Genomic DNA, 14,759 nt, shown 5'->3' with positions numbered 1-14,759 from the left:
GAGAACCCGCATATGACCGCTCGCCGTACGGCCGCCGGAATCGTCGTCCTCGGTCTCGTCCCGCTCGCGCTGACCGGGCTCACCGCCGCTCCGGCCGTCGCTCACGGGTCGCTGACGGATCCGGTCAGCCGGGTCGCCGCCTGTTATGCCGAGGGGCCCGAGAGCCCGCGGTCGGCGGCGTGCCGGGCGGCGGTCGCGGCCAGTGGTACGCAGGCGTTCTACGACTGGAACGAGGTCAACATCGCGGACGCCGCCGGGAACCACCAGCGGTTGATCCCGGACGGAAAGCTGTGCAGCGCGGGCCGGGACAAGTACAAGGGGCTCGATCTGGCGCGCGGCGACTGGCCGTCCTCCGCGATGACGGCGGGCAACAGGACCTTCCGCTACAAGGCCACCGCGCCCCACAAGGGCTCCTTCGAGCTGTATCTCACCAAGGACGGCTACGACCCGGCCAAGCCGCTGAAGTGGTCGGATCTGGAGGCGAAGCCCTTCCTGAAGGTCACCGACCCGAAGCTGGAGAACGGCGAGTACGTCTTCAACGGGATCGTTCCCAACAAGTCCGGCCGCCATCTCATCTACTCGATCTGGCAGCGTTCGGACAGCCCCGAGGCCTTCTACACCTGCTCCGACGTGGTCTTCGGCAAGGACAACGGCGGTGCGGGCGGCGGGACTCCGGCGGCGCCCGCGCCGACGGCCTCCGCGCCCACCGACGAGGAGATCGCGGACGGCGCGGACAAGTCCACCGTCGAACACAACGGCCACGGTGACACCGGCACACACACCGCCGCCGACACCGGCACACACACCGCCGCCGACACCGACACCGCCGACAACACCAGCACCACCGACGCCGAGGATGGCGACAGCGACAGCGGCACCGCCGACGACAACGACGCCGAGGGCTACGGCGACACCAACTCCCCCGAGACGAAGGCCGTCGCCGCCGAGCAGCCCGCCGCCGGACAGCAGAACCTCGCCGAGACCGGCGGCTCCGGCGTCACCCCGTATCTCGCGATCGGTGGCACGGCGGTCCTCGCCATCGGCGCCTCCCTGCTGTTCGCCACGGCCAGGCGCAGGGCCGTACCGTCCGCACGGCACGGCCGCTGACATCCTCGGCCGCCGGCATCCTTGACCGTCGGCACCCTCGGCCGCCGGCACCCCCGACGCGTCAGCCGATCACCGAGGCGCAGGTGGTCGGCGTCGCCCCTGCCGGGTCAAGGGCGTTGGCCACCTCGTGGAAGGCGATCCTGTCGATCAGCCCGATCGCCAGATGCTCGGAGAAGTCCACCGGGCACAGGTCCTGGAGCAGCACATTGCGCACATCGGGACCGCTCAGGAACTGTGACCGGTAGGGGGTGACCACCTCGTCGTACCGGGTGGCGATCACGGTGTAGCGCACCCCGGGCACGGTGTCGCCGCCCGCGTTAAGCTTGGTGAGGAAGGCGGATCCGGCCACCTGGTCGGCGAGCGCGGGGGTCTTCTCGTTCAGCAGGTCCCCCACGCCGGGGAAGTACCGGAGCAGTCCGGTCAGTCCGAGCAGGGTGGTGCCGTGGTTGTCGGGGGCGATACCGACCAGGGCGTTCACCTTCGCCGCCCCGCCGAGGAACTTCAGATAGTGGCGCGGCATCATGCCGCCCTGGGAGTGGCCGACGATATCGGCCTTCGCGGCGCCGGTGGCCGCGAGCACCTTGTCGACATAGGCGGCGAGCTGTCCGGCCGAGGCGTCGATGGGGCCGAGGCCGTGGAACAGCGGTACGCCGGGGAGTTGACCGTAGTCGAGGGAGAAGACGCAGTAGCCCCGGTTCACCAAGTACGGGGCGAGGCCCAGCCAGTTGTCGATGGCGTTGGCGAAGGTGCCGTGGACGAGGACGACCGGGCGGGGATGGGCCCCGGAGGGCTTGCAGGAGTAGTCGTTCCAGCCGCTGCTCGACGCGGAGACAGCGGTGGAAGCAGAGGCGACAGCGGTGGAAGTCGCGGCGGTGGGGGGCGGGGTCGCGGCGACGGCGGGGGTGGCCAGGAACGTGGCGGCCAGCAACAGCGCGGTCAGTGGCCCGAGCGCGCGTTTCCAGGGCAGCATCGTGCGATCTCCTTGCGGCTCAAGGGAAATGGCGATGTCTGTCAGCCCTGTGGCCCGGACCACAAAGATGGTGGGACTGAGCCAAGTTACGCACGGGTAAGGCAGGGAAGGGAAGTTACGCGTCGGTAAAAATCCAAGGCCCACGAGCGCGGACCCGGCTTCACACCGGTTTCAGCGGCGGGCGCGGTGAGGCCCCGTCAGCAGGGTGGCGGGATGTACGGCCTCCGGTCCGAAGCGGCGGCGGGCCCGGTCCGCGGCGGCTTCGGCCGCGCGGGCGCGGTCGTCACCGGGATCCAGGGAGAGCTGGCGGTGAGCGGCGCCGGCCGGTGACAGGCCGTCGGCCCGGATCACAAAGGCGCGGACTCTCGCTCGCTGCAACCCGAGGCCGGTCAGCAGGCCCAGAGCCGCCGTGGCGAGGGCGGGCGAGTGGTTGGTGGGTTCCGTCAACGGACATGTACGCGTGGTGGAGCTGCGGTCCGCGTACCGCACCGTCAGAGTGAGACGACGGGCGGCCTGGCCTTCACCGCGCAGGCGTTGACCGATCCGGTCGGCGAGTCCCAGGACGGCCCGGTGGTGCCGGACCGGATCGAGACAGTCCCGGTCGAGCACGAGATCGGCGGCCACATGAGCCGCCGGTTCCAGCGGTGCGACCGGACGGGGATCGTGGCCGCGGGCGCGCTCGGCGAGCGATCTGGCCGGGCCGGCGCCGAGCAGGCGTTGCAGGGTCGCCGCGGGTGTGTCGGCGACCTGGCCGATGGTGTGCAGACCGTATTTACCGAGCACGGCTGCTGTCGTACGGCCGATCCCGGGCAGTGCGACGACCGGCCGGGGGCGCAGCCAGTCGGCGGTCTGTCCGGCGGGGACCCATGTGGTGTGTCCCGGCGCGGACTCGTCGGCCGCCATCGCGGCCACCATGCGGTTGCCCGCGAGCCCCGCGCTGCTCTCGATGCCGTACAGGCCCATCAGCCGCAACTGCGCCCGCTGGACCAGGTCGTAGGGAGACAGGCCGAAGTATCTGAGCGCGGAGGTCAGGTCGAGCTGGACGGCATCGGGCGGCACCGCCTGGACATGGGGGGTGAGACCGGTCAGGAGGTCGATCGCGTCCGCGTACCGTCCTTCGTCCGGTACGGCGTGCAGATACAGATGGGCGACATGCCGTCGGCGCGTGGTCATCCCGCGCTCCCGGGGCTGCGGTGGCCGAACTTCTTCAGGTCGGCGGAGCGGGTGCCGGCCGGCTGGAGGTCGGCGTACGGATGCAGCCGTGCGCCCGTCGTACCGTTGGACAGGGTGCGCCCCGGCTGCGCGGGGGTCGGTTGCGGACGGTCGGCCCCGAGCAGGGCGAGAGCGGCTTCCGGACCGTGATCACGGCGGGCGGCGGCGATCCGGTCCAGATCCCAGGCCATGGTGCCGACGACCGTACGCCGGGTGCCGCGCACCTGTACGGTGCCGCGGACCAGCAGCAGCCCGCTGTGGAAGACGGTGTACGCGCAGGCGGGGTGGGAGTCCTCGAAGAACGCCAGGTCGACCAGGCCGGAGCCGTCCTCCAGGGTGACGAAGATGACGCGCTTGCCCGACACGATCGGCGGTGTCTGGGTGGCCGACCGCACCCCCGCGACCAGCACCTGCCGCCCCTCCCGCAGCCCCGCGAGGTGCGCCGCGTCGGTCGCGCCGATCTCCCGCAGCAGCCGGTGGTGGTAGTCCATGAGATGCCGGGAGACATCGATCCCGAGGGTGTGCAGCTCCGCGCCGAGCACCTCCCGCCCGGTCATCTCCGGCAGCCCCGCCGGCTCCTCCGCGCCGATCGCCTCGGCGGTGAGCGGCAGTTGCCCCTCGCCGGCGTTCCGGGTACGGGACTGCCGGTGCAGCTCGTCGATCCGGAGCAGCAGATCCCGCCGGCTCGACCGCCCGTCGTGCAGCTCCCGCAGCGCCCCGATCCCGGCGAGCCGCTCGGCGGTCGGCCGGCTGGGTCTGGCCCGCTGCCAGAAGTCCGGCAGCGATCCGTACGGCTGCCCGGCGGCGATCCGCGCGCACTCCTCCTCGCTGATGCCGTGCACCGCCGACAGCGCGAGCCGTACCCCCCATCGCTCCCCGTCGGTCCGCTCCACGGTGTGCTCCGTCGTGGAGTGGTTGACGTCGACGGGCAGGAGCGGGACACCGCGCCGGCGGGCATCGGCGACGATGACGCGCTTGGGCCACATCCCGGGGTCGTGCTCAAGCAGACCGGCCAGCAGAAAGGCCGGGTGGTGCGCCTTGAGCCAGGCGCTCTGCAGGGCCGGTACGGCGAAGGCGACCGCGTGCGCCCGGCAGAAGCCGTAGGCGCCGAAGGCCTCGACCGTCTTCCAGACCCGCTCGCGTACCGCCGCGCCGTAGCCGCGAGCGCGTGCCTCCCGGTGGAACCAGTCCTCGATCCTGGGCAGCCGGTCCTTGTCACCGAGCGCCCGCCGGGCGATCTCGGCCAGCGCGCGGTCGCAGCCGGTCAGCACCGACAGCGTCTCGATGACCTGCTCGTGCCAGATGGTCACGCCGTAGGTGTCGGCGAGCACCGGTTCGAGGTCGGGGTGGGCGTAGTCCGGGGTACCGCCATGACGTGCGGCGATGTACCGCTCGGGCATTCCCCCGGCGACCGGGCCCGGACGGAAGAGACTGATGTCGGCGATGACGTCCTGCGGGTCGCGGGGCCGCAGCCGCGACAGAAGATCCTGCTGGCCTGGCGATTCGAGCTGGAACAGCCCTATGGTCTGGCTCTCCTGGATGATCTTGAAGGCGAAGACGTCGTCGAGCGGCACCTGCCGCGGGTCGTCCAGATCGATACGGTCGCCGGTCACCCGCTCGATCTCCGTGACGGCGTGGGCCATCGCGGACTGCATCCGTACCCCCAGGACGTCCAGTTTGATGTTGCCCAGGGCCTCCACCTCCTCCTTGGCGGCCATCGCCATCGGGTAGTCGCCCTGGGGTGTGGGCTGCACCGGCAGCCGGTCCAGGAGTGTCGCGTCGCTGATGATCACTCCGCAGGGATGCATGGCCATGCCGTGGACGAGCGAGTCGAGGCCCTCGGCGAGCTCCCACAGCGGCCCGTACCGTTCCGCTTCGGCCGCCAGTGGCCGCAGCTCGGGAAGTTCGGCGAGCGCACCGGTGATGTCCGATGCCCGCAGATGCGGGAAGCTCTTGGCGATCCGGTCGATGTCCGCCGGTGCGATCCCCAGCGCGAGACCGGTGTCGCGCAGGGCCCGGCGGGCCCGGTAGGTCTCGGGCATGGCGATGACCGCCACCCGCTCGGCACCGAACCGGGCGAGGATCGCGTCGTAGCACTCCAGTCTCCTGGCGGACTCCACATCGATGTCGATGTCCGGAAGCTGCCTCCGTCGCACGCTCAGAAAGCGTTCGAACAGCAAGCGGTGGTCAAGAGGGTTGGCCGTGGCGATGCCCAGCGCGTGGCAGACCATCGATCCCGCGCCCGAACCGCGGGCCGCGACCCGGATGCCCATCTCCCGGATGTCGCTCACGACCTGGCCGACCGCGAGGAAGTACGAGTCGTAGTTCAGCCGGGAGATCACGGCGAGCTCTTCGTCCAGCCGGCCGAGTGCGGCGGGGTCGCGGTCCAGGCCCCGCCGGACCAGGCCGGCCTCGCACCGCCGGCGCAGCAGCCGTGCCGAGCCGCCCGCGCCGGGCCCGGCGCCGAGCACCACCGGTTCCGGGAAGTGCGGCGTGCCCAGACCGAGGTCCGCCGCGGGATCGACGGCGCACGCGGCCGCCGTGGCGGCGGTGTCCGCCAGCAGCCGGTCCGCCCGCCGGGCATCCGCTCCGGCGCATTCCGCGATCCGCCGCGCGATGCCGGCCATCGCCTCCTCGTCCTTGAGCCAGCGCTCCCCGCTGTCCAGACCGCGCCGGTCGACGGGCCGCAGCAGCCGCGCGGCGTCCAGGACGTCGGCGAGCCGGTGCTGGTCCGGGTCGGCGTAGCGGACGGCGTTGGAGAGCACGGCGGTGGTACGGGTACGGTCGGCCAGCGCCAGGGTCCTGGCGGCCAGCCGCAGCGACCCCGGCCCGGTGCCGGACCGCCCGTGCCCGACGGTCTCCAGCCGGACCCCGCTCCCGAAGATCTCCCGCCATGGCGCCAGCAGCTTCACCGCGAGGTCCTCCCGGCCCGCCGCCAGCGCCCGCACCGGCTCGGAGAGCGGTCCGAGCAGCACGATCAGGCCGGCGCCGCCGTACTCGCGCAGTGCCTCCCAGGACACCACCACGGGTGCCGCGCCGGACGCGGTACCGGCGTGCGCGGCCGAGGTGATGCGGCACAGCCGTGCCCATCCGGCCCGGTCCCGCGCGAGCAGCGTGAACCGCAGAGGCGGCTCGACGACATGTGCGCCGCCGCGCGCCGGGGTACGGCGGCGCCGCGCCGGGGGAGGCGGCACAAGGGCCTCCACCGCCAGATCGACCCCGAAGACGGGCCGGACCCCGGTCTCCGCGCAGGCCCGTGCGAACCGCACGGCACCCGTGACGGTGTCCCGGTCGGTGAGCGCGAGCGCCGGCATGCCCCGCTCGGCCGCCCGTCGAACGAGTTGTTCGGGATGGGCGGCGCCGTAGCGGGCGGAGTAACCGGACGCGACGTGCAGATGGGCGTAGCCCGCCATGCCGCACCTCCATCACTCCACCCTATTTCAGCCATTTGCCCGATACATCCCTAGCACAATAGTTCGATTACTCTAACCCCGTCGTCCCCGGTCAACGACCCGGCCGCACGCGTGACCGCCCCGCGGGACCGCCACCGCGCCACTCCGGACGGGCGGCCGGAAACAGCCGCCTCCGCCACTCCCGCGCCCGGCAATGGAGTTGGGGCGACCACTCCCCCGAGGGGGCCGTATCCGCCCGCCGCGAGATATTCGTCACCCCTGGACGTACGGCTTATAAAGACACATACACCCTGAAAGGGTCTCCGCGCGCACAGCGGAAAGGGCCCGGACCACTCGTGGTGATCCGGGCCCTTTCCGTGGGCGCGCGGGGTGGTGTCAGCCGATCTGCGCGCCGAATACGGCGAGCGCCTCCGTCACCGGCTGGAAGAACGTCACGCCGCCCGAGGAGCGGTCGCCGCTGCCGCCCGAGGTCAGTCCGAGCGCGGTACCGCCCGCGAAGAGCGAGCCGCCGCTGTCGCCCGGCTCCGCGCAGACCGAGGTCTGGATCAGACCGTTGACGATGTCACCGCCGCCGTAGTTCACGGTGGCGTCGAGCCCGGTGACCTGTCCCTCGTGCACCTGTGTGGTGGAACCGCTGCGGGTCACCTGCTGGCCGACCGTCGCGTCGCCGGCCTGGCTGATCGACTGGCTGGAGCCGTCGTAGAGATTGACCTCGCTCGGGTGCGCGACGTCGGCGGTGTACCTGACCAGGCCGTAGTCGTTGTCCGGGAAGCTGGACCCCTCGTTCGTCCCGATCACGGTGCCCTGCGCGTCGGACCAGGTCTGGATGGCCTCCGTGCAGTGTCCGGCGGTCAGGAAGTACGGAGCGCCGTCCTTGACCACGTTGAAGCCGAGCGAGCAGCGCCCGCCGCCGCCCGTGATGGCGTCGCCGCCGGCGACGAAGGGTTTGAACTCCCCCGCCGTCTTCCTGAGTTCGGCCGTGCCGCCGAGCCCTTCCACCACACCGCTGAGCTTGTCCCACGCCTCGCCCGTGACCGTACGGTCGGCCGTGACGACCACCTTGTTGGTCACCGGGTCGACCGCCCAGGACGTACCGGGGACGGCCGCCCGGTCCACGAGGGTCTGCCGGGCGCTCTTCAGTTCGGCCAGGGAGTTCTGGACCAGTCTGGCCCTGCCGCCGGCCTGGCGTACGGTCTCGGCCGCCCGCTCGTCGACGACATTCATCACCAGGGCCCCGGACCTGGCGTCGTAGTAGGAACCGGCGGCGGCGCCGCCCAGGTCCTCGCCGAGGGCGGAGGCGAGATTTCCGGCCGCCGTGGCCGTCAGCGTCTTGACGCTGAACCGTGGTGTTTCCTCACTGGCGTTCGCAGTCTGGAAGGTGAATCCCGCGACGACCAGTGCGATCACGGCACCGCCCGCCATCGTGGCCCGTTTCCTCGATATGCGCCGATGATTCAAGGTCGACCTCCTGTGGGGGGACCGCGCCAGATCATGTGGGGTGACCTGGCACAGAGGATGAGGCGCCCACTATTCCGAGACCGACCGACCGCACACAAGGCCGACTTCAGGACGGGCGCACCACAAGTCGGCCGGGTGGCGGGCCTGTCGGGCGGCCGAGGTCAGAGAGTGTCCGTTCCGTTTGCGAACACTCGGTGCAACTACTGTGTCATCGGTGGGTGAGGACTAGTCCTGTCCTGAATCCGCCCCCACAGGAGCGCGGATCGGCCTTATGCAATCGGCTCCGGCCCGGGACAATCAACATGAACCGGGCTCCTGTACAGCTCTTGTACGGAGGGCACAGCTCTGTGCCGAGGTCATGGCCGAGGCGCATATGACAAAGGGGGCAGGAGTTGCGACGTCGGCTGCGCGCGGCGGACGGACGGCATCTGATGGTGGAGCGTCTGGGGGATCCGCGCGGCAGACCTGTCTTCCTGCTGCACGGCACACCGGGCAGCAGGCTGGGACCCGCACCACGCGGCATGGTGCTGTATCAGCGGGGGATGCAGCTCATCGCCTACGACCGCCCGGGATACGGGGGTTCCGACCGGCTGGAGGGGCGCAGTGTGGCCGATGTGGCCCAGGACGTGGCGACGATCGCCGACGCCCTCGGGCTCGAACGGTTCGCCGTCGTGGGCCGCTCCGGCGGCGCTCCGCACGCCCTGGCCTGCGCCGCGCTGATGCCCGACCGGGTGACCCGTACCGCGGCGCTGGTCACACTCGCGCCGCGGGACGCGGCCGGGCTCGACTGGTTCGAGGGCATGGCCGCCTCCAACGTCCTGGAGTACACCACCGCTTCCAGGAACCCGGACGGCGTGGCCGCGCGGCTCATCCCGCGCGCGGACGCGATCAGAAAGGACCCGGCGCGGCTGCTGGACGATCTGCGCAGAGAGCTGACGGACTCCGACCGCATGGTGGTCTCCGACGCCGGGGTCAGAACGATGCTGCTGCGCAACTACCAGGAAGGGCTGCGGGGTTCGGCGTACGGCTGGATCGACGACGCCCTCGCCTTCTGCAGCCCCTGGGGTTTCGATCCCGCCGGGATCGAGGGACCGGTGCTGCTGTGGCACGGCGAGAAGGACGTCTTCTCACCGGTCGGCCACTCCCGCTGGCTCGCGGAGCGCATCCCGGGCGCGACGGTCGTACTGGAACCGGCCGCCGCGCACTTCGACGCCCTGCACGCCCTCCCCCGGATCCTCACCTGGCTGCTCCAGGACTGAGTCCGGGGGCCGTCCGTCCGGCCGCGGCCGGGCGGACGGCCCCCGCCGGACGGACGGCCCCCGGCCGGGGTCACACCGCCAGCGGCTCCAGATCCCGGTACACCCTCCGGTCGTCCCGCGCGAACCGGGTCAGCGCGTGCTCCTCGCCCAGCAGCCGCACCAGTTCCTCGACCGTCTCCGCGCGCAGCAGCGCCGCCTCGTCCTTGCGCCCCAGCGCCCCCAGCGTCACACACATGTTGGAGGCGACGGCGAGCGTCTCGGGATGGTGCGAGCCCAGCGCCACCCGCAGCCCCGCGACGGCCCCGCGCTCGGTGACCAGCGCCTCGTCCAGCTCGCCCAGATCCGCCATGGCGTTGGCGAGACCGACCGTGCAGAACAGCGTGTGCGGATGGTCGTCCCCCAGCACCTCCCGCATGGTCCGCAGCGCGCCCTGGAAAAGCTGCTCCGCCAGTTCGGGAGCGCCGCAGCCCCACTGGTAGACACCGAGGTTGTTGATCGCGGCGAGGGTGTACGGATGCCGCTCGCCCGGCACCCGGAGGTACTGGTCGACGACCTCCTGCGCCAGATCCCGGGCCGCCACCGGCTCCCCGGCGGCGAAGTGGTCGGCGGCCAGATTGAGATCGCAGGCGAGCGAGTCCGGGTTGGGCTCGCCGCCGTACTTGGCGCGGTAGCGGTTACGGGTGGCCGTGGTCAGCCGGCGCGCGTCCTCCAGCCGGCCGGCCCTGCGCAGCGACACGGCCAGGCTCTTGGCCGCGGCCAGGGTGCCGGGAAAGGCCCGCCCGAGCTGCTCCTTGTAGAGGGCGTACGTCCGGGTGAGCAGCGCGACCGAGTCCTCGTACCGGCCGATCTCCCGCAGATCGCGCGCCAGGCTGGTGGCGGAGGAGAGGGTGTACGGATGGTCCGGGCCGAGCACCTCGGTCCGCCGGTCGAAGACGTCCTGGTCCATCTCGCGCGCCTGCGCGTACCGCCCCACCATCCGCAGATTCAGCGCCCGGTTGTTGGCGGCGGCGAGCGTCCTCGGATGGGACTCGTGGAAGATCCCGCTGAACCCCTCGTGCGCCTCCTTCGCCAGATCCAGCGCCTTGGCGTACTCACCGAGGGTGCCGAGGTCCATGGCCAGTCCGCTGGTGGTCATATACGTATGCGGATGGGTCGGCCCCAGCACCCTGCGCTGCCGGGTGAGGGTCTCCTCGTCCAGTTCGCGCGCCTCCACGTAACGGCCCTGCGAGCGGAAGATGTTGGAGAGGTGGAAGCGCAGATACAGATACTGCGGATCGTCGCTGCCGAGCGTCTCGCGCCAGGTCGCGCGCAGTTCGTCGGCGAGCGCGAAGGCGGCCAGCAGATCGCCGCGCTTCCACAGATAGCGCACCCGGTCGATCATCAGCCGTCTGGTCTCGGGCCGCCGGCACAGACTCGCCTCGGAGGTGGCCAGATGGGGCCAGATCGTGGCGAACCGCTCCCAGGTGGCGGGGTTGTCGATCGGCTCGTCGCCGTCGGGCCTGGCGCCCGCGAGGATCCGGTGCACGGCGTCCCTGGCGTCCCGCTGCTCCTCCTCGCTCAGCTGCGCCCTGATGATCGCCTGGACCAGCCGGTGCACCTGGATGCTGTTGCCGACCTGGTCCACCTTGGCCAGCGCGAACCGGCCGATCTCCCGGATGACCCGGCCGAGGACCAGCGTCTCCTGGAGCGAGACGTCGTACGGCTTGAGCGCCTCGATCATCTCCTTGCTGTAGAGGAGGTTCGCGGAGATCGGTTCCGGGGCGAAGAAGGCACAGAGCTGGAGCAGCCGTACCGCGGCGGGCGAGCGGTCCTTGAGCCGCTCGATGGAGATGTTCCAGGTCGCGGCGACCGGTTCCGGATATCCCGCCGGCTGGTTGAGCGCCAGCACGCTGGGGGCCTGCTGCGCGAGCTGGTCCAGATACTCGGCGACGGGTGTCGCGGTCTCCGCGATCCAGGCCGCGGCCTGCTCGACGGCGAGCGGCAGATCGCCGACCGCGGTGGCCACCTTGTCGGCGTCCTCGGTGGAGAGTCCGGGCGCGCGGCGCTGGAGGTGTTCGACGGACTCCTCGCGCAGGAAGACATCGACGGGCAGCGCGTCGCCGTACTGCGACCAGCTCTGGTTGCGTGAGGTGACCAGGACATGCCCGGGGCCGCCCGGCGGGAAGAACCGCTGGATCTGCTCGGGGTCGTCGGCGTTGTCGAAGACCAGCAGCCAGCGCGAGGAGGGCACCCCGCGCCGCAGCAGATCGACGGCCTCCTGCGAGGCGGCCGCCATGTCCTCGCCGCCCTGCGCCCCGAGCCGTACGGCCAGTTCGGCCAGTCCGGCCACCACATCGGCGGTCTGCTCGGACGAGATCCACCAGACCAGGTCGTAGTCGGCCATGAAGCGGTGCACATACTCCAGCGCCACCTGGGTCTTGCCGATCCCGCCGAGCCCGTAGAGGGTCTGCGGCTGCGGCAGCACCACGGCCATTCCGCCGCCGAGCTGGTCGCGCATCCGCTCCAGGACGAGGGAGCGCCCGGTGAATCCGGCGTTGCGGGCCGGCGCGTTCCAGATCTTGGGCACGGTGCCCGGGAAGCGGGGGCCGGGCGAGACCGCGTCGGTGAGCTGTACGGGCCGCTCCAGCGCGCGCAGCAGCGCCGTGGTGGCGTGCACCTCGTCCAGCCGGAAGAGGTCCACCGGGTTGCGGTCGATGTACGGGGTGGTGAGCCGGACGTCGCCGACCCGCAGCGGTACGAGCCGGCGCCGGGCCCCGCCCGGGTCCTCGGACGCCGCGCGCGCCCATACGTCCACGGCCCGCGCGGACTTGAGATAGGCGCTGGAGAGCAGGACGACCGTACGGCTGGCGTTGTCGGCGGCCGGGTTCCCGAGGGCGGCCGGGCCCGTCGAGACATCGCGGGGGACGACCCGGAAGCCGGCCCGGGTGAGCACGGATTCGATCCAGTCGGCCCACATCCGGTTCTCCGCCACATAGCTGAGGAAGAGATCGGCGGGCAGGGTGGGCCTGCGCCGGGTGAAGGCGTCCCTGATCCGCAGTCTGGTCTCCTCGCCGACCGTGGGCATCGAGGTGATGGCGCCCTCGGTGACATAGGTGGTCAGCCGCTCGAACGCGGAGAGCAGGGAGTTGCTGAGACCGGCCTCGTCACCGAAGGTCGCGAGGGTCTCCTCGTACGCGTAGTAGGGGCGGTACGGAATCTCCACCGCGCCCCAGTAGGCGGTAAGTTCCTCCCCGGTGAGCCCGCCGGGGAACCGGTCGAACTTCAGCCGGGCCAGCGCGCGCCCCGCGTCCGCCTTCTCCTTCTCCCCCTCGTCGATCCGCATCGGTACGGGGAAGATCCGGATCCCGCGGCCGCCGTAGCGCTCGTCGATCTGGCGGGCCACCGCGGCGGCTCCGTCGATGGACTGGTCGCTGAGCGTGAAGCAGTCGACCAGTACATCGGGCAGATGGACGGTGCAGATGTCGGCGATGTCGCTCAGACCGGTCCTGCTGTCGATCAGGACATAGTCGTAGTGGGCCTTCATGTCGTCGCGCAGGGCGTCGAAGAAGTGGCCGCCGCCGAGCCGGTCGTAGAAGTTGTCCCAGTCGAAGGTGGAGACGGTCGCGGAGTACTCACGGTTCTGCTTGCCCGCGGAGACGAAGTCGAGTGTGCCGCCGGCCGGGAACTCCCAGCCGAGATGCTCCGGGGTCAGGGAGACGGCGTGCGGCTGGATACGCGCGTAGTCACGGTGCCAGTCGTCGGGGCGCTCCACCGGACTGGTCGCCGCCCAGGCGTACTCGGTGATCAGATCGATGACGCCGGTGGTGGCGCCCAGGGTGGAGGGGTCGAGGAAGGGGTGGAAGAACCGGTGCAGACCGGGTGCCTCCAGGTCCCAGTCGACGGCCAGGACCCGCTGCCCGTTGGCGGCGAGGATCCAGGCCGTGTTGGCCAGGGCCATGGTGCGGCCCGTGCCTCCCTTGTACGAGTAGAAGGTGACGATGCGTCCGTCACGACGTTCTGTCATCCGTGTCCTCCGCATCGGGCGCCAGGTCGTGCGTCTCGGGGATGTAGTGCGTCGTCGCGTACTCGGCGGCCATCGGGCCGCGCAGCCGCGGCCGTTCGGTGTGACTGCCGCCCGCGGGCGGATAGACCGCCGCGTGTCTCAGATACTGCTGGGCCGCCGACTCGACGACCTGCGGCAGTATCTGGCCGAACGCCTCCATGCTGGGGACGCCCTTGGCGGCGGCCCGGCAGGCGGCCCGGCCCTGGCCCATCTTTCTCGGCATGGTCTGCTCCAACCGCTCGGCCAGTTCGGCCTCCTCGGCCCTGCTCTGCCGGTCGTCGCGGTTCCACGGGACGACGACGCTCACCCAGGGCCGGTGCTCGGCGTCGAACGCGGCGAGCCGCTCGCGCTGTTCCTCGTCGCGCAGGGCCCACCGGTCGACCAGCAGGATCTCCGGCCGGGTGGGCGACTGCTTGCCCTCCTGCGGTACGGACACCTCGTCGAAGGAGAGGATGTCCGCCTGGTAGTTGAGGGACCGCACCAGATCCCGGGTGACATAGGCCAACGGCCGCACCGAGTCCGGGTGGTACGGATTCCAGTCCTGGGCCATTCCGCCGTAGTAGTGCGAGGCCCGGCCCGCCGGGAGGTCGTGGCGGGTGGGCGCGGCCACGGTGACCTGCATCGGGCGCGGTCCGCCGCTCGTGCCGAAGGCGCTGGGAGCGTTGCGGTAGTCGACCGGCCGCCCCGGGCCGACGGCGGCGGTGCCGGCGACACTGACAATGCGTTTGGCGAGTTCGTAGACGGCCCGTTCGTACTCCTCGGCGAATATCCGGAGTTTGATCAGACCGTAGAGCCCGTCGGTGACATAGCGGTCCCCGAAGTCCCGGTGATTGAACTGCAACCGCTCTGCGGGGCCCGGCAGTTGACGGGGCGGCACCGGCACCCAGAGGGCCGGCACGATCGCCTCCGCCACACGATTGCTCTTGGCCTGTTCATAGATGACCCGCTGGGCGAAGGCGAACCACTCCTTGCCGCACATCTCGCTGGCGAAGTAGCGCGGCGAGAAGAGCGGTACGAACACCCGGCAGGTAGCCAGCACTTCGGCCAGCCGTTCCGACCAGCCTTCGCCGGAGCGCATCTCCCGGTCGATGAAACCGGCCTGCGCCCCGGCCGGCAGATCCGTCATGGCCATCACATGGGCGCTCAGATCGCGGAAGAGCCGCTCCACCCACATGTCCGGATCCGGACCCCCCGCACCGTCCCTCGGCGTGTGCGCGTAACTGAGAAAGAAGTACGGCCGATGGTCAGCCGCCCGTTGGTGCGATGACGCTTGCACACGACCCCCGTCCTGTGTGAGC

8 protein-coding genes are annotated in these 14,759 nt (G+C 71.1%); 2 read left to right on the top strand and 6 right to left on the bottom strand.

All coding sequences use genetic code 11. The features are described 5' to 3' along the window. Positions 1 to 12 precede the first annotated feature (12 nt). On the top strand, positions 13 to 1,107 hold the full coding sequence (locus OG214_RS30390) for a lytic polysaccharide monooxygenase (RefSeq protein ID WP_405986533.1): 1,095 nt from the start codon (positions 13 to 15) through the stop codon (positions 1,105 to 1,107). 61 nt (positions 1,108 to 1,168) lie between these two features. On the opposite strand, the gene OG214_RS30385 is transcribed toward OG214_RS30390, so the two are convergent. The 4 genes from OG214_RS30385 to OG214_RS30370 all read right to left on the bottom strand — a co-directional run bounded on the left by OG214_RS30385 (position 1,169) and on the right by OG214_RS30370 (position 8,160). Further along, positions 1,169 to 2,077, bottom strand: a complete 909-nt coding sequence (locus OG214_RS30385; RefSeq protein ID WP_405986532.1) for an esterase/lipase family protein — start codon at positions 2,075 to 2,077, stop codon at positions 1,169 to 1,171. A gap of 171 nt (positions 2,078 to 2,248) precedes the next feature. Continuing rightward, the gene (locus tag OG214_RS30380; protein ID WP_405986531.1) at positions 2,249 to 3,250 is read right to left on the bottom strand and encodes a DNA polymerase thumb domain-containing protein; all 1,002 of its coding nucleotides are present in this window, start codon (positions 3,248 to 3,250) and stop codon (positions 2,249 to 2,251) included. Then, positions 3,247 to 6,702, bottom strand: a complete 3,456-nt coding sequence (locus tag OG214_RS30375) for a DNA polymerase III subunit alpha (protein ID WP_405986530.1) — start codon at positions 6,700 to 6,702, stop codon at positions 3,247 to 3,249. Before OG214_RS30375 ends, OG214_RS30380 begins: the two co-directional genes overlap by 4 nt. Positions 6,703 to 7,077: 375 nt before the next feature. Next, complete coding sequence (locus OG214_RS30370; RefSeq protein WP_405986529.1) at positions 7,078 to 8,160, bottom strand: S1 family peptidase; 1,083 nt, start codon at positions 8,158 to 8,160, stop codon at positions 7,078 to 7,080. A 392-nt stretch (positions 8,161 to 8,552) separates the two neighbouring features. Between OG214_RS30370 and OG214_RS30365 the strand changes: the two genes are divergently transcribed. Further along, positions 8,553 to 9,419: an alpha/beta fold hydrolase gene (locus OG214_RS30365; protein ID WP_363079325.1), complete on the top strand. Its 867-nt coding sequence runs from the start codon at positions 8,553 to 8,555 to the stop codon at positions 9,417 to 9,419. A gap of 70 nt (positions 9,420 to 9,489) precedes the next feature. On the opposite strand, the gene fxsT is transcribed toward OG214_RS30365, so the two are convergent. Together fxsT and fsxC are read right to left on the bottom strand one after the other, a co-directional pair. Continuing rightward, a complete protein-coding gene (fxsT, locus tag OG214_RS30360; RefSeq protein ID WP_405986528.1) occupies positions 9,490 to 13,422 on the bottom strand; it encodes an FxSxx-COOH system tetratricopeptide repeat protein in 3,933 nt (1,310 codons plus the stop codon). Beyond that, on the bottom strand, positions 13,406 to 14,737 hold the full coding sequence (gene fsxC, locus OG214_RS30355; protein WP_363079327.1) for an FxsC protein: 1,332 nt from the start codon (positions 14,735 to 14,737) through the stop codon (positions 13,406 to 13,408). The genes fxsT and fsxC overlap by 17 nt, the downstream gene beginning before the upstream one ends. Between the last annotated feature and the right edge of the window lie 22 nt (positions 14,738 to 14,759).

The sequence above is a fragment of the Streptomyces sp. NBC_00872 genome (assembly GCF_045161915.1).
GTDB lineage: Bacteria > Actinomycetota > Actinomycetes > Streptomycetales > Streptomycetaceae > Streptomyces.
This window is presented reverse-complemented; position numbering and strand designations above follow the sequence as displayed.

Coding starts and splice junctions, on each gene's coding strand:
- OG214_RS30375 (WP_405986530.1), bottom strand. CDS start 6,702: ATGGCGGGCTACGCCCATCTGCACGTCGCGTCCGGTTACTCCGCCCGC.
- OG214_RS30380 (WP_405986531.1), bottom strand. CDS start 3,250: ATGACCACGCGCCGACGGCATGTCGCCCATCTGTATCTGCACGCCGTA.
- fxsT (WP_405986528.1), bottom strand. CDS start 13,422: ATGACAGAACGTCGTGACGGACGCATCGTCACCTTCTACTCGTACAAG.
- OG214_RS30390 (WP_405986533.1), top strand. CDS start 13: ATGACCGCTCGCCGTACGGCCGCCGGAATCGTCGTCCTCGGTCTCGTC.
- OG214_RS30385 (WP_405986532.1), bottom strand. CDS start 2,077: ATGCTGCCCTGGAAACGCGCGCTCGGGCCACTGACCGCGCTGTTGCTG.